This is a genomic window from Streptomyces sp. NPDC051662 (genome assembly GCF_040681655.1).
Taxonomy (GTDB): Bacteria; Actinomycetota; Actinomycetes; order Streptomycetales; family Streptomycetaceae; genus Streptomyces.
Map to the genome: position 1 here is coordinate 61,462 of NZ_JBFAZD010000034.1, position 21,165 is coordinate 82,626.

A 21,165-nucleotide genomic window follows, 5' to 3' on the forward strand; every position below is an offset into this window, starting at 1 on the left:
CAAGTCGGGGTTGTCCGGACGGAAGCGCTACGTCGTGGAGGGCATTACCTCGTACGCCGTAACAGGTTACCGCCCGGCCATGACACACCCCTCGGTGGCGTTTGTTCTACACATATTCATAAAGTGGGACAATGCGCACCGAGGATGTCCTGGCCGCGATCGCGACCGGTCTATGGCGCTGGGAGAACGCGTCCGACACGGTCACCCTCGACGGGGAGGCGGCCCGGCTGCTCGGCATGCCCGAGGAACCCGTGACGCTCACCGTGTCCGCCGCGCGCTCCTGTTTGCACCCCATCGACTGGAACGAGATCGACGGCATCTTCAATCTCGCGCTCGCCGAGAGGACCCTCGCCGAAGCCCGGCTGCGGGTCGTGGACGAGAGCGGCCGGGTGATCCGTACCGTACGGGTCAGGGCCAAGCCGGTCAGCACGTCCCCGGCCGAGGGGGACCACGAGATGATCGGCACGGTCCAGGCGATCACCGAGCCCCAGCCGGGCACCACCGTCGAACGGTCCTCCGTCACCGGCGACTGGCGGCGCTCCCGGGAGGCGTTCCTGCTCGACGCCGGCCGCGCGCTGGCCGAGGCACGCTCGACCGCCGAGGTGCTGCGGGTCGCCGCCTCCCTCTCCATGCCCGGCTTCTCGCCTGACGGCCTCGCGGTCTACGGCGTCTCCGGCGAGCGGCTGACGATCATCGGCCACCACGGGCACGCCCCGGAGGACTCGGCGCCGTTCGAGGGCATGACGATGGACAGCGACTACCCGGCGGCCGAGGTCGTAAGGACCGGCCGGGCCATCTATCTGCCCACCCCGGAGTCGTACGCCGACCGCTACCCCGCCACCTGGCGGTACGTGAAACGCTTCGGCCGCCACTCGTGGGCCTTCCTCCCGCTGATCGTCGCGGGCCGCACGCTGGGCACCTGGATGGCCGCCTTCAAACACCGTGTCGCCTTCTCGCCCGACGAGCGGTCCGTCCTGACGACGGTGGCCCGGATGATGGCGCAGGCGCTGGCCCGCGCGAGCGTCGCCGAGACCGAGCGCGAGCTCTCCCTCGGCCTTCAGCGCACGATGATGCCGACGCTCGGACCCGAGATCCCCGGCATGACCATGGCGGCCAGGTACGTACCGACCGGCGGCGGCCTCCAGATCGGCGGCGACTGGTACGACATGATCCCGCTGCCCGGCGGCACAGCGCGCTCCGAGCACTGGGGCGGACGCTTCGCGCTGGTCATCGGGGATGTCCAGGGCCATGACGTACGGGCCGCCGGCCTCATGGGCCAGCTGCGGATCGCCCTGCGCGCCTACGCCTCCGAGGGCCACCGGCCCGACGCGGTGCTCTCCCGCGCCTCCCGCTTCCTGGCCGGTCTCCAGCACTACCCGGGGCGCGACGGCGGCGCCGTCCCCGGCGGCGGACCGCGCACGGACGCGGGGGCCGCCGTGATGGACGAGTGGTACTCCGTGGCGGGCCCGCGCTTCGCGACCTGCCTCTATCTGGAAGTCGACCCCGAGAACGGCACGCTCGACATCGCCCGCGCGGGCCATCCCGACCCGGTGATCCGTACGGCGGACGGGACCGCGTTCGTCCGGCAGACCGAAGGCGGACTGCCGCTCGGCATCGAGGCCGACTCCGACTATCCGACGACCCGGCTCGTCCTGGGGCCGGGCGAAACGCTCATGCTGTGCACGGACGGGCTCATCGAGACCGGCGGACACGATCTCGCGACCGGCTGGGCGCGGCTGCGGCCCGTACTGGAGCAGGACAGCGGCGGATCCCTGGAGAAGCTCGCCGACACCCTCATCCAGGCCGTGCACGGGCCCACCTCGCACTACACGACCGGACCGCTCGTGGACCGCCGCGAGGACGACATCGCGCTCCTGCTGCTCTCCCGGGACCTCGCGCCGGCCCGGCTCGCCGGCGGGATTCCCCGGCGCACCGCGCTGACCGTCGCCCAGGCCGAGCCCGAGCGGATCGCGGGCGTACGGCGCCAGCTGCGCGAGCTGCTGCACGACTGGGCGGACGCGGAACAGATCGACTCCGCCGAGCTGATGGTCTCCGAGATGATCACCAACGTCCTCGTGCACACCGACGGCGACGCCCTGCTCGTCGCGGAGGCACGCGGCGAGCCGGGCGACCGGCGCCTGCGCGTCGAGGTCGCCGACACCAGCGACGAACTGCCGCACCGCAGACACCCCGGGGAACTGGCCTCCAGCGGGCGCGGGCTGGTGCTGATGGAGGTGCTCGCCGACGCCTGGGGGGTGGATCCGCGCGGCGAGGGCAAGTCGATCTGGTTCGAGCTCTACGAGTGCGGCGGGACGGGGCCCGGGGCGTCGTCGTAGCGGCCGTAGCGGTCCCTCAGCTCGGAGAGGACACCGAACGCGGCGGCCGTCAGCGGTACGGCGAGCAGTATCCCCAGAATCCCGGCCACGCTGGCGCCCGCGGTGATCGCCAGTATCACCACGGCCGGATGCATCTGGACCGTACGGCTCTGGATCATCGGCTGGAGCACATGGCCCTCCAGCACCTGCACGGCGAGCACCACCCCCAGCGCCCACAGCCCGATCACCAGGCCCCGGTCGGCGAGGGCGACCAGCACGGCGACGGCACCGGAGAGAAAGGCGCCGAGATACGGGATGTACGCCCCGACGAAGACGAGCGCACCGAGCCCGACGGCGCCGGGGACACGCAGGATCAGCAGGCCGACGGTGATGCAGACCGCGTCGATCAGGGCGATGACGGTGGTGCCGCGCATGAACCCCTCGACGGCACCGAAGGCACGGCGGGCCATGGCCTCGACGGTGTCCCCGGTCGTCCGCGGGGCGAAGGCCCTGAGCGCGTCGGCCGCGCGCTCGGAGTCGCGCAGGAAGAAGAACATCAGCAGCAGCGCGAGCACGGCGGTGGCGATCAGCTCGCCGACGACACTGATCCCGGTGAGGACCCCGGAGGCGGCGGTGGCGCCGAACTTCCCGATCAGGGTCTTGGCGTTCTTCGCCAGATCGTCGAGCGAGGTCCCGGCGGCGCCGAAGTGCCGGGCCATGTCCCGCGCCGCCTGGCGCAGCGAGGTCATGATCTGGTCGCCGTTGTCGACCAGCGCGCTGACGACGATGTACCCCGCGCCGCCGACCACGGCCACGACGGCGACGCAGGTGAGCCCGGCGGCGAGCGACCGGTTCAACCGCAGTGCGACGAGGCGGCGGTAGAGGGGGCCGAGCAGCGCGGTGCCGAGGATGGCGAGCAGTACGGGCGTGACGGCGGTCTTGAAAGTGACGACCAGCCAGATCGCGACGGCCCCGACCCCGGCGATCACCAGCACCACACCGCACCAGGCGGCGAGGCGCCGGGCGCTCTCGGGGAGGAGGGACGGCGACGAGATCTGCACGCTCCCACCCGACCACGGGAGGGGGGACCTGTCCCGCGTTGAGCTCCGCGCGAGTGACCGTCGCCGTCCGGCGGGGGGCGTGGGTACGGGTGCGTTTCGGCTGGGGCCGGTTTCCGGGTGCGGGTGGTTGCCGGTGGTCGCTCCGGGCTCGCGCCCGGGACTGCATGATTTACGGCGCGCAGCTGCCCTGTCGATGGTTCGGGCGTTCGCGCGCCACAAATCACGCTCTACGTCCCGGACACGACCCCTGCGCGCCCCCCTTCACCGCCCGCTCAAGCGGCCCGGTCGTGCGCGAGGCGGCCCACGGGCGGGAGGGGGTCGGGGTCGTAGGAGGTGCGTGTCCGGACACTAAAGCGTGATTTGTGGCGCACGGACGCCCGAACCATCGACTGGCCAGAGTCGCGCCGTAAATCATGCCGTCCGGACATGTACCTCCGGAGGCCCCGGCCCCCGGCACCACAACGCACCCGCGCCGGAGGCGCACCGCACCCCGCAACCGCCGGCTACGCCGGCCCCGCGGGGACCGTTCCCAGGCGGCCCGCCTGGAAGTCGTCGAACGCCTGCTTGAGCTCCGCGTGACTGTTCATCACGAACGGGCCGTAGTGCGCCATCGGCTCCCTGATCGGGCGCCCGCCCAGCAGCACGACCTCCAGGTCCGGCGTGTTCCCGTCCTGGGACTCGTCCGCGCGCACGCTCAGCGCGCCGCCCGCGCCGAACACCGCCGTCTGCCCCATGTGGACGGGACGCCTCTCCGTACCGACCGAGCCGCGCCCCGCCAGTACGTACGCGAGACCGTTGAAGTCCTCGCGCCACGGCAGGTTGATCTCCGCACCCGGCCGCAGCGTCGCGTGGATCATCGTGATCGGGGTGTGCGTGATGCCGGGACCCTCGTGTCCGTCCAGCGCGCCGGCGATCACGCGGAGCAGCGCGCCGCCGTCGTGCGAGGTCAGGAGCTGGACCTGGCCGCCGCGGATGTCCTGGTACCGGGGGTCCATCATCTTGTCGGACGCCGGGAGGTTCACCCAGAGCTGGAGGCCGTGGAACAGCCCGCCGGACATGACCAGCGACTCCGGCGGAGCCTCGATGTGCAGCAGGCCGGAGCCCGCCGTCATCCACTGGGTGTCACCGTTCTGGATGGTGCCGCCGCCACCGTTGCTGTCCTGGTGGATGAAGGTGCCATCGATCAGGTACGTGACGGTCTCGAAGCCGCGGTGCGGGTGCCACGGCGTGCCCTTGGGCTCGCCCGGCGCGTACTCCACCTCGCCCATCTGATCCATCATGATGAACGGGTCGAGGTGCTCGTACTTGATCCCCGCGAAGGCGCGACGCACCGGGAAGCCCTCGCCCTCGAAACCGCCGGGCGCGGTCGTGACGGCGAGTACGGGGCGGGCCACGGCGTCGGCCGGAGCCGTCACCCGGGGCAGGGTCAGCGGGTTTTCGACGGTCACTGCGGGCATGAGGGCCTCCTTGATGATTCAACGTTCAATTTAGTTGAACAGTGAACATCTGGCAAGGCGCGCCGCATTCCCGAGGGGCGACATGGGTACGCCGCGGCCGGATGGGCCGCGGCGGAGGAGGAGCCGGGGAGGAGGGGACAGGACCTAGCCGTACATACGGCGCATCGCGAAGTCCACCATCTGCTCGACCGCCTTCGCGTCGAACACCATGCGGTGGTCGCCCTCCATGTCCAGTACGAAGCCGTATCCCGTGGGCAGCAGATCGATCACCTCGGCGCCGGTGATCACGAAGTACTTCGACTCCTTGCCCGCGTACCGCCGCAGCTCCTTGAGCGTGCTGAACATGGGGATCACCGGCTGCTGTGTGTTGTGCAGCGCCAGGAACCCGGGGTTGTCACCCCGCGGGCAGTAGACCTTCGATGTCGCGAAGATCTGCTGGAAGTCCTCGGCCGAGAGCGACCCCGTCGTGAACGCCCGCACGGCGTCCCCGAGCGACGGGGGCGAGGGCTCCGGATACAGCGGCTGTTCGCCGTATCCGCCCGCGCCCGGGCCGCCCATCGGCTGCTGCTGCGGCTGCTGAGGCGGGTGCGTGTACTGCTGCTGAGCGCCCGGGTTCTGGTCGTAGCCGTACATGAGCGCAAGAGTACTGAGGAATGGTGCCCTGGGGAGCCGCGTCGGCCTCGTCACAGTATCCCGGACGGGGTTGCGCCTTATTACCCATGGGTAGCATCATCGTAGCTACTTACCGGTACACGTATGAGGAACCTGCCTCCCCGATCCTTACGGAGTCGTCGCCATGGGGCACTACAAGTCAAATCTGCGCGACATCGAGTTCAACCTCTTCGAGGTCCTCGGACGCGACAAGCTCTACGGCTCCGGACCGTTCGCGGAGATGGACGTGGAGACCGCCAAGAGCATCCTCGAAGAGGTCACGCGCCTCGCGGAGACCGACCTCGCCGAGTCGTTCGCGGACGCCGACCGCAATCCGCCGGTCTTCGACCCGGAGACCAACACGGCTCCGGTCCCGGCGGCCTTCAAGAAGAGCTACCAGGCGTACATGGACTCCGAGTACTGGCGCCTCGGCCTGCCGGAGGAGATCGGCGGCACGACCTCCCCGCGCTCCCTGATCTGGGCGTACGCGGAGCTGCTCCTCGGCGCGAACCCCGCCGTGTGGATGTACGCGTCGGGCCCCGCCTTCGCCGGGGTCCTCTTCGACGAGGGGAACGAGGCGCAGAAGAAGGTCGCCGCGTTCGCCGTCGAGAAGCAGTGGGGCTCCACGATGGTCCTCACCGAGCCGGACGCCGGCTCGGACGTCGGCGCGGGCCGTACGAAGGCCGTCGAGCAGGCGGACGGCAGCTGGCACATCGAGGGCGTGAAGCGCTTCATCACCTCCGGTGAGCACGACATGTCGGAGAACATCCTTCACTACGTCCTCGCCCGCCCCGAGGGCGCCGGCCCCGGCACCAAGGGCCTGTCGCTCTTCCTCGTACCGAAGTACGAGTTCGACTGGGAGACCGGCGAGCTGGGCGCGCGCAACGGCGCGTACGCCACGAACGTCGAGCACAAGATGGGGCTCAAGGCCTCCAACACCTGCGAGATGACCTTCGGCGACCGCCACCCCGCCAAGGGCTGGCTGATCGGTGACAAGCACGAGGGCATCCGCCAGATGTTCCGCATCATCGAGTTCGCCCGGATGATGGTCGGCACGAAGGCCATCGCCACGCTGTCCACCGGCTATCTGAACGCGCTGGAGTACGCCAAGGAGCGCGTCCAGGGCCCCGACCTGGCGCAGTTCATGGACAAGGCCGCGCCCAAGGTCACCATCACGCACCACCCCGATGTGCGCCGCTCGCTGATGACGCAGAAGGCGTACGCGGAGGGCATGCGCGCCCTCGTCATGTACACCGCCTCCGTGCAGGACGAGATCGCCGTCAAGGAGGCCGAGGGCGAGAACGCGAAGGCGCTGCACGGGCTGAACGATCTGCTGCTGCCGATAGTGAAGGGCTACGGCTCGGAGCGGTCGTACGAGCAGCTCGCCCAGTCCCTCCAGATCTTCGGCGGCTCCGGCTATCTGCAGGAGTACCCGATCGAGCAGTACATCCGGGACGCCAAGATCGACACCCTCTACGAGGGCACCACCGCGATCCAGGGCCAGGACTTCTTCTTCCGGAAGATCGTCCGCGACCAGGGCCAGTCGCTGAACACGCTCGCCGAGGAGATCAAGACGTTCCTCGCGGTCGGCACCGGCGGTACGGAGCTGGCCCCGGCCCGCGACGCGCTCGCCAAGGCGGCCGTCGACCTGGAGGCGATCGTCGGCCGGATGCTGACCGACCTCACCTCCACCGGCGAGGACGTCAAGAACATCTACAAGGTCGGGCTGAACACGACACGGCTGCTGATGGCCTCGGGCGATGTGGTCGTCGGCTATCTGCTGCTGCGCGGCGCCGCCGTGGCCGCCGAGAAGCTGGAGACGGCCGCCGCGAAGGACGTGGCGTTCTACCAGGGCAAGATCGCGGCGGCGAAGTTCTTCGCCGCGAATGTCCTGCCGGACGTCTCGACGCAGCGCGCGCTCGCCGAGACCGTCGACGACTCCCTCATGGAGCTGGACGAAGCGGCCTTCTGACCGCGCCCGCCAGATCACGACGACAGGACAACAGGACGGCAGGACACCTCTCCGCGGGGAGGTGTCCTGCCGTCTGTCCGCCGTCCGTCCGCGGTCTGTCCGCGGTCTGTCCGCGGTCTGTTCCCTCGGTCCGTACCGCCGTCCTTCGCGGTCCGTCCCGCCGTTTTCCGCCGCCCGCCGCTCCGTCCCGCGTGCCTGTTCTCCCCATGTGCGGAGCTTGTCCCGCCCAGTTCCATGCCGTTCCAACCGGTGACGGGCCCGGTGCCAGGGCCCGTCGTTATGGTGAACCCCATGAGCACTTCCGCCCGCTTCGACCGCGGCCACACCGACGATCTCATCTCCTTCTTGACGGCCAGTCCCTCGCCGTATCACGCGGTGGCCAATGCCGCGGAGCGACTGGAGAAGGCAGGCTTCCGGCAGCTGCGGGAGACGGACGCCTGGGACGGGTCGGCGGGCGGGCGGTTCGTGCTGCGCGGCGGGGCGATCATCGCCTGGTTCGTACCGGAAGGCGCCGATCCGCACACCCCCTTCCGTATCATCGGGGCCCACACCGACTCCCCGAATCTGCGCGTGAAGCCGCTGCCGGACACCGGCTCGTACGGCTGGCGCCAGATCGCCGTGGAGATCTACGGCGGAACGCTGCTCAACACCTGGCTCGACCGCGATCTGGGCCTCGCGGGCCGCATCACCCTGCGCGACGGCTCGCACCGGCTGGTCAATGTCGACCGCGCCCTGCTCCGGGTCCCGCAGCTGGCCGTGCATCTGGACCGCTCCGTGAACACCGATGGCCTGAAGCTGGACCGGCAGCGGCACATGCAGCCGATCTGGGGCCTCGGGGACCCCCAGGAAGGCGATCTGATCCGCTTCGTGGCGCAGGAGGCGGGCGTCGACGCCACGGACATCACCGGCTGGGACCTGATGCCGCACGCCATCGAGCCGCCCTCCTATCTCGGCCGCGACCGCGAACTGCTCGCCGGGCCCCGGATGGACAACCTGCTGTCGGTGCACGCGGGTACGGCGGCGCTGGCCGCGGTCGCCACATCCGCCGCCGCCGAGCCGCTTCCGTACATCCCGGTGCTCGCCGCCTTCGACCACGAGGAGAACGGCTCCCAGTCGGACACCGGCGCGGACGGACCGCTGCTCGGCACCGTCCTCGAACGCTCGGTGCTCGCCCGCGGCGGTACGTACGAGGACCGGGCGCGGGCCTTCGCGGGCACGGTCTGCCTCTCGTCCGACACCGGCCACGCCGTGCACCCGAACTACAGCGACCGCCACGACCCGACGCACCACCCGCGCGCCAACGGCGGCCCCATCCTCAAGGTCAACGTCAACATGCGGTACGCGACGGACGGCAGCGGCCGGGCCGTGTTCGCCGCCGCCTGCGAGAAGGCCGGCGTGCCCTGGCAGTCGTTCGTCTCCAACAACTCGATGCCGTGCGGCACGACGATCGGTCCGATCACCGCGGCGAGACACGGCATCCAGACCGTCGACATCGGCGTGGCGATCCTGTCGATGCACAGCGCGCGCGAGCTGTGCGGCGCGGACGACCCGTATCTGCTGGCGAACGCCCTGGTGGCGTTCCTGGAGGGGTGAGCGTCCGCCGGGCCGAACTCCCGGCTCCCGCATGGCTGTTACGGACCGGGGTACGCGCATCCCATGGCCCGGACAGTCACCACTCACGCAAGGAGGCGGGATTCATGGGCATTGGCGGATGCATCGGTCTTATCGCGGTGGGGGCGATCCTCACCTTCGCGACCGACTGGGAGATGGAGAGCGTCAATCTCGACCTGGTCGGTCTGATCATGATGGTGGTCGGCATCATCGGTATCGCCACCTTCACCAGCATCGCCCGCCGTCGGCGGGCCATCGTCCCGCCGGTCGCCCCGACCGTGGTGGAACGGGACGACCGGGGCCGCGGCTTCTGACCCGGCGGCCCCTTCTCGTACCGTTCCCCCTCCGGGCTCCGTCCGGCCCGGTCATGCCGTCGGATTACGCGCCGAGGCCGGCCAGTACGAGCGTGAGCCGGGACGTTCCGGTGTCGCCGACACGGACGGGCACGCCCCAGTCCTGCTGATGGACGTGACAGGCCGGGTACTCGTTCGCCGGGTCGTCGTCGCAGGAGGCGGCCATCGCGGAGACATGCAGCACGCCCTCGGTGACCCCGTCGGCCAGCACCAGTTCACGGTGGAGATCCGTACCGGCGCCGGCGCCCTCCGCCAGCAGTTCGGGCGGGGTGGCGGAGACCAGCAGCCGGGTCGAGGGGCCGTAGCGCGTGTCGAGCTTCTGGCCCGTCGGCGCCGTGAAGACGACCTCCAGCGTCAGCGCGCCGGGGGCGACCTCGGTGGCCTCCCGCTGGGTGCGGTGGGCGACGGCCTCGACCTTGACCGCCTCGTCGGGCAGCCGCAGCCGGGTCAGCCGGTGCCGCGCGGACTCGACGACGACGATGTCCTCGCCGACGAGCACCGCGTCGCTCGGCTCCCGCAGATCCGTTGCCAGCGTGGTCACTTCCCCGGTCGACGGGTCGTAGCGGCGCAGCGCGTGGTTGTACGTGTCCGAGACCGCGACCGAGCCATCCGGCAGGGCGGTGACGCCCAGCGGGTGCTGAAGCAGGGCCTGTTCCGCGGCGCCGTCGCGGTGCCCGAAGTCGAAGAGCCCGGAGCCGACGGCCGTACGGATCACAAACCCGTCGCCCTCGCCGTCGCCCTCGCCCTCCCCGGCTCCCGCCCGCTCCACGTAACGCAGGGCGCTGGTCTCCGAGTCGGCGATCCACAGCCGGTCCCCGGCCGCCGCGAGCCCGGACGGCTGAGCGAACCACGCCTCGGCGGCGGGCCCGTCCACCAGCCCCTCATTGGTCGTACCGGCCGCGACCGCGACCGTCCCGGCGGCCGGGTCGTACGTCCACAGCTGGTGCACCCCGGCCATCGCGATCCAGACCCGGTCCGCCCACCACGCGACGTCCCACGGCGAGGAGAGATCCACCTCCAGGGCGGGCCCCTCGGTCGGCGAGCCCTGCCACCACTGCCTGCCGGTCCCGGCGACGGTCTCGACCGCACCGCTGACCGGGTCGTACGTCCGCAGCGTGTGGTTCACGGTGTCCGCGACGATCACCTTGCCGTCGGGGAGCAGCGCGAGCCCCTGCGGTTCGCTGAAGGAGTCCGGTCCCGAGCCGCGCACACCGCTGCCGATCCGCCGGACGACCGTCTCGCCGTCCGCCTCCAGCTCGACCAGCTGATGACGCGTGGAGTCCGAGACGAGGAAGTGCCCGCCGGGCAGCACCAGCGCCTTGCCGGGGAAGCGCAGACCGGTCGCGACCGGCTCCGGCGGTACATACGGACCGTCCCCGCGCCGCAGCGTCCCCTTCGCGGCATGCTCGGTCTCCAGCTCCTCCACCAGCCTCGCGATGGCGTGCGCATGCCCCTCGCCCGCGTGCTGGGCCACGACATAGCCCTCGGGATCGATGACGACCAGCGTCGGCCAGGCGCGTACGGCGTACTGCTTCCAGGTCGCCAGCTCGGGATCGTCCAGCACCGGATGGTGCACCCCGTACCGCTCGACGGCGTCGACGACGGACTGGTGCTCGGCCTCGTGCACGAACTTCGGCGAGTGGACACCGATGATCACGACCGTGTCCCGGTGCTTCTCCTCCAGCTCCCGCAGCTCGTCGAGGACATGCAGACAGTTGATGCAGCAGAACGTCCAGAAGTCGAGAATGACGATGCGTCCGCGCAGGTCGGCGAGGGTGTACGACATCTCACCGGTATTGAGCCAGCCGCCCTTGCCGATCAGCTCGGGGGCACGGACCCGGGCGCGGCGGGTCGGGGGTGAAGCGGGGGCGGGGATCGCGTCGGTCATGAAACAAGGGTGCCACCACCGAAAACGCCCCGGCGGCCAGGGACCCCACAACCGCGGGGGCCGCACCCCGCGCACGGCCGTACGCGTGCGCCCGCGCTCGTATGCGTGCACCTGCGCGCCCGCCGACCGCCGCCTCCGCTCCCCCGGGTACCCGTCCTCCATGAGATATCTCGTGCGCGACAAGATCTTCGCGATCGGCGACGACTACTGGATCGAGGACGAACAGGGCAGGCGGGCCTTCCGCGTCGACGGCAAGGCGCTGCGGCTGCGCGACACCCTTGAACTGAAGGCGCCCTCCGGGCAGGTGCTGATCACCCTGCGCCAGAAACTGCTCAGTCTGCGGGACGCCATGATCATCGAGCGGGACGACCGGACGCTGGCGACGATCCGCAGAAAGCGGCTCTCGCTGCTGCGCAATCACTACCGGGTCTCCCTGGCCGAGGGCACCGAGCTGGATGTGAGCGGGCGGATCCTGGATCTGGAGTTCGCGATCGAGTACGACGGCGAACTGCTGGCCCATGTCTCGCGGCGCCGGCTGCGGATGCGGGAGACATACGGCGTGAATGTCGTACGGGACGATGCCGACCACGCGCTGCTGATCGCCGTGGCGGTGTGTGTGATCAGGATGGCGGAGAAGGAGCACGAAGACAGCTGATCCGGAGGGCACCGGACGACAGCTGATCCGAACGGGGTGAGCCCCGGCTCCTTCGGCCGCGGGCCCGGCCGCGCGCCTATCGGGTCACGGTCGGCGTCTCCAGCCCCAGCCGACGGTCCTTCAGTGCCGGGAAGCGCGCGCGGGTCGTCGCGACCGACGCCGGATCGAGCTCGACGGTCAGGACCTCCTCGTCCGTCCCCGCCTCCGCGAGCACCTCGCCCCAGGGGTCCACCACGATGCTGTGCCCGGACTGCTCCACCCCGGCGTGCGTACCGGCGCTCGCGCAGGCCAGGACGTACGCCTGGTTCTCCACGGCGCGTGCGCGGGCGAGCAGCGTCCAGTGGGCGCGCCTGCGGGCGGGCCAGCCGGCCGGGACGACGAGCGTCTCGGCGCCGGCGTCGACCAGCCCGCGGAACAGTTCGGGGAAGCGCAGGTCGTAGCAGGTGGCGAGGCCGAGGGTGGTCTCCGGCAGCCGGACGGTGACCAGTTCGTCGCCCGCGCCCATCAGCGTCGCCTCGCCCTTGTCGAAGCCGAAGCGGTGGATCTTTCGGTAGGTACGGACGAGCTCACCGGCGGGGGAGAGGACGAGCGAGGTGTTGTAGAGGATCCCCTCCGGGGCGGGTCCGTCCGGGGCGGGTCCGTCCGGGGTGTGTGCGTCCGAGGCGCGTTTGCCCGAGGCGTGCCCGTCTTCGGCTCGCTCGACGATGGATCCCGCGTGCAGCCAGACGCCCGCGTCACGCGCCGCCTCGGACATCTCCCGGAACGTGGGGCCGTCCACCGCCTCCGCTTCGTCGGCGAACGACTCGTACGCGAAGGCCCCGACCGGCCAGAGTTCCGGAAGCACCACCAGATCGGCGCCCCGCTGTTCCCGTACCATCGCCGCCGCGCGCCGCCGGCGCGAATCGGCTGATTCGTATGGATCTACCGCGATCTGGAGCAGCGAGGCGCGCACAGTACCACCGTCCTGGCATTCGAGCCGTCAACACGGGCCTACGATCGTCACACGAAAGCACTGCCGGGGTGCCACCGGGCAGCGTAACTTAGCTGCCAAACCTCCCACGCAGCCCGCAGCCCGCCCGCCAGCAAGCCAGCCCGCGTACCGCAGAACCGCCGAGGGGTCCCGTGACCGTCCATCCCAGCCTTCAAAACTACGCCGATGCCTGGACCCACTCCATCGAGGCCATAGCCGAGCTGGTGCAGCCGCTCGTCGAGGGCGAATGGAACCGCCGCACACCGTGCCCCGGTTGGTCCGTACGAGACATCGTCTCGCATGTCATCGGCCTGGAATGCGAGATGCTCGGGGACCCGCGGCCCATCCACTCGCTGCCGCGCGACCTCTACCACGTACGGGACGACCACACCCGCTACATGGAGATGCAGGTCGACGTACGGCGCCACCACACGGCGCCGGAGATGACCTCCGAACTGGAGTACACGATCATCCGCCGCAACCGGCAGTTGCGGAACGAGAACCGCTCCCCCGACACCATGGTCCGCGCCCCGCTGGGCGCCGAGTGGACCCTCGAAGCCGCCATGCGCGCGCGGGCGTTCGACATCTGGGTGCATGAGCAGGATCTGCGCACCACGCTGAACCGGCCCGGCAACCTGGACTCACCGGGCGCGGTGGTCACCCGCGATGTGCTGCTTGCCGCGCTGCCGAAGGTCGTCGCCAAGAAGGCGGGCGCGCCGCCGAACTCGGCGGTCGTCATCGATGTCAGCGGGCCGGTGGAGTTCCTCCGTACGGTCAGGGTGAACGCCGACGGACGCGGTTCGGTGGACGGCTCCCCCTCGCTCGGCCCCCTGGTGACGCTCGCGACGGACTGGGAGACGTACTTCCGGCTGGCGTGCGGACGGGTGCGGCCGGCGGCGGTGACGGATCGCGTCAAGGTCGACGGTGATCTCGATCTGGCCGACGCGATTCTGCGGGAGTTCGCGGTCACGCCGTAGCGGAGCCGGGCACGGCGGCAGTACCGGGCCCGGCCCGTACGTACGCGTCACGCCGGTATGCGCGTACGCGTCACGCGGGTGCGTCCGTAGGCGTTACGTGGGTACGTCCGTAGGCGTCACGCCGGTACGTGCACGGCCTCCACCCGACTCGCCACCAGCCGCTCCCGCTCCCGGCGCGCGGTGCGGTTCCGCAGCCGCAGGATCTGCGCGATCCCGATCGCCTGGAGAACGAAGACGGTCGAGAACGCGATCCGGTAGTTGTCGCCGGTCGCGTCCAGCAGGACGCCGACCGCGAACAGCGTTGTCATCGAGGCTGTGAAACCGCCCATGTTGACGATTCCGGAGGCCGTGCCCTGACGCTCCGGCGGGTTCGCGGGCCTGGCGAAGTCGAAGCCGATCATCGACGCGGGCCCGCAGGCGCCCAGGACCGCGCAGAGCGTGATCAGCAGCCACATGGGGGCATGGTCGCCGGGGTACACGATCGTCACCGCCCAGGCCAGCGCCGACGCCCCGACGGTGCCCAGGGCCAGTGGCGCCCTGGCCGCGTGATGGCGGGCGATGACCTGCCCGTAGACCAGCCCGACGACCATGTTGGACAGCACGATCAGAGTGAGCAGTTCACCCGCGACGGCGCGGGACAGGCCCTGCGCCTCGACGAGGAACGGCATCCCCCACAGCAGCAGGAAGAACATCGCCGGGAACTGGGTGGTGAAGTGCACCCACATCCCCAGCCGGGTACCGGGTTCACGCCAGGACTCGGCGATCTGCTTCCGTACGTACGCGGCCCCCGCGTGCTCGGCGGGCGGCGGCTCGTGGCCCTCCGGGTGGTCCTTGAGGAAGAGCAGCAGCAGTACGAGGACGAGGACCCCGGCGAGCGCGCTGCCCGCGAAGGTCGTGGTCCAGCCGAGACCGTTCAGGGTGCGGGAGATGAAGATGGTGGAGACGAGATTGCCCGCCATCCCGAAGAGCGCGGCGACCTGGGCGATCATCGGCCCGCGCCGGGCGGGGAACCAGCGGGTGCCGAGCCGCAGCACGCTGATGAAGGTCATCGCGTCACCGCAGCCGAGGAGCGCGCGCGAGACGAGGGCGGTGCCGTACGAGGGGGAGAGCGCGAAGCCGAGCTGCCCGACGGTGAACAGCACGACGCCGATGGTCAGCACCTTCTTGGTGCCGAGCCGGTCGACCATCAGGCCGACGGGTATCTGCATGCCCGCGTACACGAGCAGCTGAAGTATGGAGAACGTCGACAGGGCCGAGGCGTTGACCCCGAAGCGGTCGGCGGCGTCGAGGCCGGCCACGCCCAGGCTCGTGCGGAAGATGACGGCGACGAAGTAGACGGCGACGCCTATGCCCCATATCCAGGTGGCACGGCGCCCGCCGGGTGGATCGCCGGGGAGGCTGACCGAGGCGGCGCTCACCGGGCCTCACCCCGGACCAGCACCTTGACCCGGCTGACATGCCGGCGCACACACTGCGCGGCACCGTCCGCGTCGCCGGTTCTGATGGCGTCGAGCATCTCGGTGTGCTCGGTGATGTTCTTGGCGATGCGGTCGGGGTGCGCTTCGAGTACGGCGACGCCCATCCGCAACTGACGGTCCCTGAGCTGGTCGTAGAGCTTGGAGAGGATCTCGTTGCCCGCGTGGCGCACGATCTCGGCGTGGAAGCACCGATCGGCGACGGCGACGGCGCCGAGATCCCCGTCCTCGGCCAGCCGCCGCTGCTCCTCAAGCACCTCCTCCAGCCGCGCGATCAACCGCGCGGACGCGGGCACGGCCTTCCGTACCGCGAACTCCTCGACCAGCAGCCGGGTCTCGACGACATCCGCGATCTCCTGCGCGGAGACGGCGAGCACGAGGGCGCCCTTTTTCGGATAGAGCTTGATCAGCCCCTCGACCTCCAGCTTGAGCAACGCCTCCCGCACGGGCGTACGAGACACCCCGACGGCTTCGGCCAGCTCACCTTCGGTCAGCAGGGTGCCGCCTTCGAAACGGCGGTCGAGTACGGCTTCCTTGATATGGCTGTACACGCGGTCCGCGGCGGGCGGTTGCTTCACGGGGGCGTCGGGAGCGGCAGGGGCGGGGGCAGGAGCGGGCGGCATGCGCACAGCTTAGATACAACACAGGTGCAACAGCATGCCGCGTCCGGGATTCGGACGCGAGTCACCCAGAGTGATGAATCTGCCTGTGCACGCTGGCATATTCGATTTGCTCCGCTTTACGTTCCGCCAAGGAGGTGGTTCGTATGAACGGACCCAGCGGGCAGTCGAACAGACCCGCACAGCGCGAGGCGATCGACATCAACGACTTCGTCTACGGGGCGACGGGCTTCCGGATCCGGCGGCTGACGATGCCGGACGGGAGTCACTGGTTCCCGGCGGGGGACGTGTGCAAGCAGCTTGGGTACACGACGACGAGAAAGGCACTTCTCGACCATGTCCCGGAGAGCCATCGAGACTTTCTTGAGACTGTGACTGGGGGACACAGTCTCAGCATTCCCGCAGGTAGAGAGTGGCGTCGAGACTTGCAACTCATCGACCTGAAGGGACTGATTCTTCTCGTCAACGGGTGCACGAAAGTCTCGTGCAGACCGTTCAAGGAGTGGGTCACCGAGGTCATCCTGACGGTCCAGCGGGAGGGTTCCTACACGTTCCCCGAAGCCGGAACGGAGCCGGCCGGTCCGGCGGCGACGGCGGTAGTGGCGGGGCCGACGGCACCCGTGTCGTACGCGCTGCCCGAACAGGTCGCCGACGCGATCGTCCGTCTCGAAGAGCGGAACGTTCGAATGGACGAGGAGTTCGCGTACGTACAGCGTGAATCCCTCGCGTTACGACGCGAATCGCTCGCCACTCAGCGTGAGGCGCTCGCGGCGCATCAGGCCACCGCGCGCGCGATGGAGCGGATAGCGGACCGCCTCGACGGCCTGCTCACCGAACGTTCGGCGGCCACCGCCCCGGCACCGGCCGCCCAGCCCCCGCGCCCCACCGCCGAGACGATCCTCGCCGACTGGAGGACGCGGATGTCCGTGACGGAGGACGTCTGGGCCGTCGCCGTCACCATCGCCCCGGCGCTCGCCGAAGAGGGGGAGTCGCGCCAGCCGCTGGAGACCATCGCGGCCAGGACGGGCCTGTCGGTCCGCCGGGTGAACGAGTGCCTGCGGTTCATGCGGAAGCACGCGTGCATCGAGGCGCGGGGCGGGGCCCCGGACGGCTCACCGGTCTATGTGCTGCGGGGCCGTACCGACCCACCACGGCGATCCGAGCCGGAGCCTTCATGACCTGAATCACCGATTCCCTCACGTATCACGTGCATCCCTTCGGTCCGCTCGTGCGTCATCTATTGGGGCCCCTTTCCCAAGACGGCCCCACTCGGTGCTTTCCCTCGCATTCGCGGATTCGGAGCGTTTCTCTTGATACCCAGCCTCCCGGGCGCGCGCAGAGCCGCCGTGATCTCCCTCACCGCCGGCGCGCTCATGGCCGTCTCGGCCCTGGCCTCACCCGCTCAGGCGGCCACCGCGCCGTCCATCAGCGGCAAGGGCGGGTTCGTACTCAACAACGCGTCCGGTGCGACGGTCTACAGCAAGACCGCCGACACCAGGCGCCAGATGGCGAGCACGACGAAGATCATGACCGCCGCCGTGGTGCTCAGCACCAAGGGCGTCGACCTCAACCGCAAGGTGACCGTCAAGCAGGCCTACCGCGACTACGTCGCCAAGGAGGGCGCGAGCACGGCGGATCTGCGGACCGGCGACAAGGTCACCGTGCGGCAGCTGCTGTACGGCACGATGCTGCCCTCCGGCTGCGACGCGGCCTACGCCCTCGCCGACACCTTCGGCACCGGCTCCACCAACGCCGCCCGCACCAAGTCGTTCATCGCGAAGATGAACGCGAAGGCCGTCGAACTCAAGCTCAAGAACACCAAGTTCGACTCCTTCGACGGCATATCGCAGGCCGGGAACAACTACACCACCCCGCGCGACCTCGCCAAGATCGCCCAGTACGCGATGAAGAACTCCAACTTCCGCGCGGTCGTCAAGGCCACCTCGTACAAGAGCACGGCGCCGACCAGCACCGGCGGCACGCGCACCTACACCTGGTACCAGACGAATCAGCTGCTGGGCTCCTACAAGGGCGCCATCGGCATCAAGACCGGCACCGGCACGGCCGCGGGGCCCTGCCTGGTCTTCGCCGCCACGCGTGGCACCAAGACCCTCGTGGGCGTCGTCCTGAACGGCCCCGACCGCTACAAGGACGCGGCGAAGCTGCTGGACTACGGCTTCGGGACGGCGACCGCGAAGACGATGAAGCTGCGGACGCTCCCGGCGGACGCGCAGCGGGACTGATCCAGGGTCCTACGACTTGAGCAGGCCGGCCCGGAACGCCTCCCATGCGGCGGGGGCGAGGAGCAGTACCGGGCCGGCTGAGTCTTTGGAGTCACGGACGGCGACGGTTCCGGGGAGGTTGAGGGCGACCTCGATGCAGTCGTTGGACGCGGCGCTGTAGCTCGACTTCTTGAACTGAAACAACATCACTTGCTCAATCCTTTGCTAATGCTGTTAATGAACCGGACGGAGTCGTAGGGCGACAGACTCGCCCTGGCCGCTCGGTCGAAGAGCGTAGCGAAAACGGCACTCTCCTCAGCGTTTTCAATCCAGATCGTGGACCCAAGGGCGTCCATGTGCACGACGTCCACAGCCTCATCCTCCCCGAAGGAGAGGATGTTGAAGGGGCCACCGCTGCATGGGTGCGCACCAGCCCGGAAAGGCAGCACCTGAATCTGAACATTCGGGAGTTCTGCCAGCTCACAAAGGTGTGCGAGTTGCCGACTCATCACCTCCGGTCCACCCATCAACTGCCGGAGCGCCCCCTCCCAAATCACCGCGTGGATCCGCAGCGGTTGCTCACCGTACAGCCGCTCCTGACGCTTCGCCCGTCCCGTGACCACGTCCTCAATACGGTCGATGTCATCCCAGGACATGTCCGCGACGCACATTGCGCGAACGTATTCCGGTGTCTGGAAGAGCCCTGGGATGAGCGCCAGTTGCCACTGTCTGACCCTGTGCGCTCCGTCCTCCATCTCGATGTACTCGACTTGGGTGGCGATGGTGGGAGTGTCGTTCCACCACCCTTTCACTTTGCGTCGCTCCCGGTCCGTCTTCGCCAGTTCCAGCATCCGGTTGACGGCCTCGGGGTCCTTTACTTCATACAGTTGACACAGCGCCTTGATGTCCGGATCCCGCATAGGAACCCAGCCACGCTCCATCTTGACGATCTTCGTCGCGGTCGCGCTCAGTATCTGGGCCGCTTCCTGCTGCGTCTTGCCCGCAGCCACTCGCAGAGCGAGTAGCTCGCCACCCAACCTGCGGCCAAGCACCGTGGAAGCTCGGTTGCCATTCGCGCGCGCTCCGGATGTCGCCATATCGCCCTCCTGCTGACTTGCGAACAGTGTTGCAGTCCGTGCCCTTCAACTGCCCCCCGTCACCCATCCGGGGAATATATTCCCCAGGAATCTTGCTCTCAAGTTACCGACGCGGTTACGTTCAGCACTCGACCGCTCGCACTGCGGCGCCAACTTGGTGGAAGTGCACCGCCCTGCCCTGCGCCAGAGCAGCCCGCGGCATCGCCACTGCCATGCGCACCACGTGTGGGCAGACCCGCCGCACACGGAAAGGTGCGCGTCCATGACCTCAGCCCAACAAGAGGCGTCCGAACCCGAGTTCTCCCCGGTTCTCCAGGAGGACCGGCTGAACTACACCCCCACCGCCGGCAGCGTCAGCCTCGCGCGGCGGCGCGCCACGAGGCTTGTCACTGAGTGGGGGCACCCCGAACTCGCCTGGTCCACCGCCCTGGTGGTCAGCGAACTCGCCACCAACGCCCTGCTGCACGGCAGCTTGCGCGACCGTCTCTTCCAGGTACGGACCACCCTCCGGCCCAAAACTCTCCGTATCGAGGTCAGCGACCCGCGCGGGGAACGGCTGCCGAGCCTGCGCATCGCCGAGGACGACGAATGCTTCGGCCGGGGACTGCACATCGTCACGCAGCTCGCGGACCGCTGGGGCACCCAGCCCCGCAGCGTCGGCAAGACCGTCTATGCCGAGCTCGACGTACGGACGGGCACCGCGCGGTGATCGATCCCGTCACAGACAGAGCCCTGTGGGGCGTCGTCGCGCTCGCCATCAGCCTCATCGTGCTGGTCATCGGCATTCTGTACGCGGCGACCTGGCGCCCCGAGCACGAGCCACCCCAGGCCCCGGCAGCCGCCGAAGAGGCGTACACGTACACCTGTTACTGCCACCGGGAACCGATCCACATCACGCTCCGCGCCTCCGAACTCCCGCGCAGGCACGCACGCGGACGCCGGGGGAGGTGAGGAGCGGCGCGGGAGTGGAGTGGGGTGGCCCGGCACCGGCAAAGCGACTGACGGTCGGGAAGGGGCTGGGATTCATGCCCCGCTGGTGGCGGTTCGACTTCGGGTGTGGGTTCGTGCCGAGGGGTAGTCGGGGTGGGCCGGAAGGTGTGGATGCGGGTGGGGGCCGCCCCTGATCTTTGAGTTTCGCGGTTCCGGGTTGGGCGTCAAGGGCGCTCCTACGTCGCGTCGGCTGCGCCGATTCCGCTGCGCTCCACCCTTGACACCCAACCCTCCACCGCAAGTGCAGCTTTGAGGGGGGCGGCCCGGGGGGAGGGGTCCCCGGGGAAGCACCCATGTGCTGGGGGCCGGGTCCCGGCCTCGGGTCGTGGGTGGGGGCGCGGGAGTGGAGTGGGGCGGCCCGGCTCCGGTTCAGCGGGCTGATGTGGGTGGGGTGTTGGGACTCATGCCCCGCTGGTGACAGTCCATTGACGGGTGCACCTGTCAGCCGAGGCGGACGGACCTGCCACCCACCCCCTATGTCCCAGTTTGGCGGGCCATTCCGAGGTCCTCGGGCAGGTGATGCGTCCTGAGTTCGGTTAAGTCGTCCCCACGACACATCACCTCCTTGGACCGGCCCAATCAGCACCTCAGGAGTCACAGCCACCCCACCACCCACACACCCCCACCAGCGGGGCATGAATCCCAGCCGCCCACGGGGGTCAGACGCTGAGCCGGTGCCGGGTCGCCCCACTCCACTCCCGCGCCCCCACCCACCGACCCGAGGCCGGGACCCGGCCCCCAGCACATGGGTGCTTTCCCGGGGACCCCTCCCCCCGGGCCGCCCCCCTCAAAGCTGCACTTGCGGTGGAGGGTTGGGTGTCCAGGGTGAAGCGAAGCGCAATCGGCGCAGC

Annotated in this window: 19 protein-coding genes; 10 read left to right on the forward strand and 9 right to left on the reverse strand. The window is 69.5% G+C overall.

Annotated elements, in window-relative coordinates:
- Positions 1 to 131: 131 nt before the first annotated feature.
- Positions 132 to 2,336, forward strand: coding sequence for a SpoIIE family protein phosphatase (locus AB0M67_RS36355; RefSeq protein ID WP_365751878.1), 2,205 nt, complete (start codon positions 132 to 134; stop codon positions 2,334 to 2,336).
- On the opposite strand, the gene AB0M67_RS36360 is transcribed toward AB0M67_RS36355, so the two are convergent.
- The 3 genes from AB0M67_RS36360 to AB0M67_RS36370 form a co-directional block, all read right to left on the reverse strand.
- Positions 2,297 to 3,370, reverse strand: coding sequence for an AI-2E family transporter (locus AB0M67_RS36360; protein WP_365751901.1), 1,074 nt, complete (start codon positions 3,368 to 3,370; stop codon positions 2,297 to 2,299). The two genes, AB0M67_RS36355 and AB0M67_RS36360, sit on opposite strands and share 40 nt — an antisense overlap.
- 509 nt (positions 3,371 to 3,879) lie before the next feature.
- Positions 3,880 to 4,833, reverse strand: a complete 954-nt coding sequence (locus tag AB0M67_RS36365; protein WP_365751879.1) for a pirin family protein — start codon at positions 4,831 to 4,833, stop codon at positions 3,880 to 3,882.
- A gap of 144 nt (positions 4,834 to 4,977) precedes the next feature.
- Positions 4,978 to 5,466, reverse strand: a complete 489-nt coding sequence (locus tag AB0M67_RS36370) for an SseB family protein (protein WP_129772895.1) — start codon at positions 5,464 to 5,466, stop codon at positions 4,978 to 4,980.
- A 163-nt stretch (positions 5,467 to 5,629) separates the two neighbouring features.
- Between AB0M67_RS36370 and AB0M67_RS36375 the strand changes: the two genes are divergently transcribed.
- The 3 genes from AB0M67_RS36375 to AB0M67_RS36385 all read left to right on the forward strand — a co-directional run bounded on the left by AB0M67_RS36375 (position 5,630) and on the right by AB0M67_RS36385 (position 9,381).
- The gene (locus AB0M67_RS36375) at positions 5,630 to 7,456 is read left to right on the forward strand and encodes an acyl-CoA dehydrogenase (protein WP_365751880.1); all 1,827 of its coding nucleotides are present in this window, start codon (positions 5,630 to 5,632) and stop codon (positions 7,454 to 7,456) included.
- A 291-nt stretch (positions 7,457 to 7,747) separates the two neighbouring features.
- A complete protein-coding gene (locus AB0M67_RS36380; RefSeq protein ID WP_365751881.1) occupies positions 7,748 to 9,049 on the forward strand; it encodes a M18 family aminopeptidase in 1,302 nt (433 codons plus the stop codon).
- Positions 9,050 to 9,153: 104 nt separating this feature from the next.
- Positions 9,154 to 9,381, forward strand: a complete 228-nt coding sequence (locus AB0M67_RS36385; RefSeq protein ID WP_365751882.1) for a DUF6458 family protein — start codon at positions 9,154 to 9,156, stop codon at positions 9,379 to 9,381.
- Positions 9,382 to 9,445: 64 nt separating this feature from the next.
- Here AB0M67_RS36385 and AB0M67_RS36390 read toward each other — a convergent pair whose 3' ends face one another.
- The gene (locus AB0M67_RS36390) at positions 9,446 to 11,308 is read right to left on the reverse strand and encodes an NHL domain-containing thioredoxin family protein (RefSeq protein WP_365751883.1); all 1,863 of its coding nucleotides are present in this window, start codon (positions 11,306 to 11,308) and stop codon (positions 9,446 to 9,448) included.
- A gap of 160 nt (positions 11,309 to 11,468) precedes the next feature.
- Here AB0M67_RS36390 and AB0M67_RS36395 point away from each other — a divergent pair, with 160 nt between their 5' ends.
- On the forward strand, positions 11,469 to 11,963 hold the full coding sequence (locus tag AB0M67_RS36395) for an LURP-one-related family protein (protein WP_365751884.1): 495 nt from the start codon (positions 11,469 to 11,471) through the stop codon (positions 11,961 to 11,963).
- A 76-nt stretch (positions 11,964 to 12,039) separates the two neighbouring features.
- On the opposite strand, the gene AB0M67_RS36400 is transcribed toward AB0M67_RS36395, so the two are convergent.
- Positions 12,040 to 12,915, reverse strand: coding sequence for a carbon-nitrogen family hydrolase (locus tag AB0M67_RS36400; protein WP_365751885.1), 876 nt, complete (start codon positions 12,913 to 12,915; stop codon positions 12,040 to 12,042).
- Between the two features lie 170 nt (positions 12,916 to 13,085).
- Here AB0M67_RS36400 and AB0M67_RS36405 point away from each other — a divergent pair, with 170 nt between their 5' ends.
- The gene (locus tag AB0M67_RS36405) at positions 13,086 to 13,910 is read left to right on the forward strand and encodes a maleylpyruvate isomerase family mycothiol-dependent enzyme (protein ID WP_365751886.1); all 825 of its coding nucleotides are present in this window, start codon (positions 13,086 to 13,088) and stop codon (positions 13,908 to 13,910) included.
- 116 nt (positions 13,911 to 14,026) lie between these two features.
- Here the strand turns inward: AB0M67_RS36405 and AB0M67_RS36410 are convergent, their stop codons facing one another.
- Entirely contained in the window at positions 14,027 to 15,328 is a 1,302-nt protein-coding gene (locus tag AB0M67_RS36410; protein WP_365751887.1) for an MFS transporter, read from the reverse strand.
- On the reverse strand, positions 15,325 to 16,008 hold the full coding sequence (locus AB0M67_RS36415) for a GntR family transcriptional regulator (RefSeq protein WP_365751888.1): 684 nt from the start codon (positions 16,006 to 16,008) through the stop codon (positions 15,325 to 15,327). Before AB0M67_RS36415 ends, AB0M67_RS36410 begins: the two co-directional genes overlap by 4 nt.
- 143 nt (positions 16,009 to 16,151) lie before the next feature.
- Here AB0M67_RS36415 and AB0M67_RS36420 point away from each other — a divergent pair, with 143 nt between their 5' ends.
- Positions 16,152 to 17,183 carry a Bro-N domain-containing protein gene (locus AB0M67_RS36420; RefSeq protein ID WP_365751889.1) on the forward strand — a complete coding sequence of 344 codons (1,032 nt, stop codon included), beginning with the start codon at positions 16,152 to 16,154 and terminating at the stop codon, positions 17,181 to 17,183.
- A 132-nt stretch (positions 17,184 to 17,315) separates the two neighbouring features.
- Positions 17,316 to 18,248, forward strand: a complete 933-nt coding sequence (locus AB0M67_RS36425; protein WP_365751890.1) for a serine hydrolase — start codon at positions 17,316 to 17,318, stop codon at positions 18,246 to 18,248.
- A 9-nt stretch (positions 18,249 to 18,257) separates the two neighbouring features.
- On the opposite strand, the gene AB0M67_RS36430 is transcribed toward AB0M67_RS36425, so the two are convergent.
- Entirely contained in the window at positions 18,258 to 18,437 is a 180-nt protein-coding gene (locus AB0M67_RS36430) for a DUF397 domain-containing protein (RefSeq protein ID WP_365751892.1), read from the reverse strand.
- On the reverse strand, positions 18,434 to 19,324 hold the full coding sequence (locus AB0M67_RS36435; RefSeq protein ID WP_365751894.1) for a helix-turn-helix transcriptional regulator: 891 nt from the start codon (positions 19,322 to 19,324) through the stop codon (positions 18,434 to 18,436). The genes AB0M67_RS36430 and AB0M67_RS36435 overlap by 4 nt, the downstream gene beginning before the upstream one ends.
- A gap of 262 nt (positions 19,325 to 19,586) precedes the next feature.
- On the opposite strand from AB0M67_RS36435, the gene AB0M67_RS36440 reads away from it, so the two are divergent.
- Both AB0M67_RS36440 and AB0M67_RS36445 read left to right on the forward strand, forming a co-directional pair.
- Positions 19,587 to 20,033, forward strand: coding sequence for an ATP-binding protein (locus AB0M67_RS36440; RefSeq protein WP_365751895.1), 447 nt, complete (start codon positions 19,587 to 19,589; stop codon positions 20,031 to 20,033).
- Entirely contained in the window at positions 20,030 to 20,275 is a 246-nt protein-coding gene (locus AB0M67_RS36445) for a hypothetical protein (protein ID WP_365751896.1), read from the forward strand. The genes AB0M67_RS36440 and AB0M67_RS36445 overlap by 4 nt, the downstream gene beginning before the upstream one ends.
- The last annotated feature ends 890 nt before the right edge of the window (positions 20,276 to 21,165 follow it).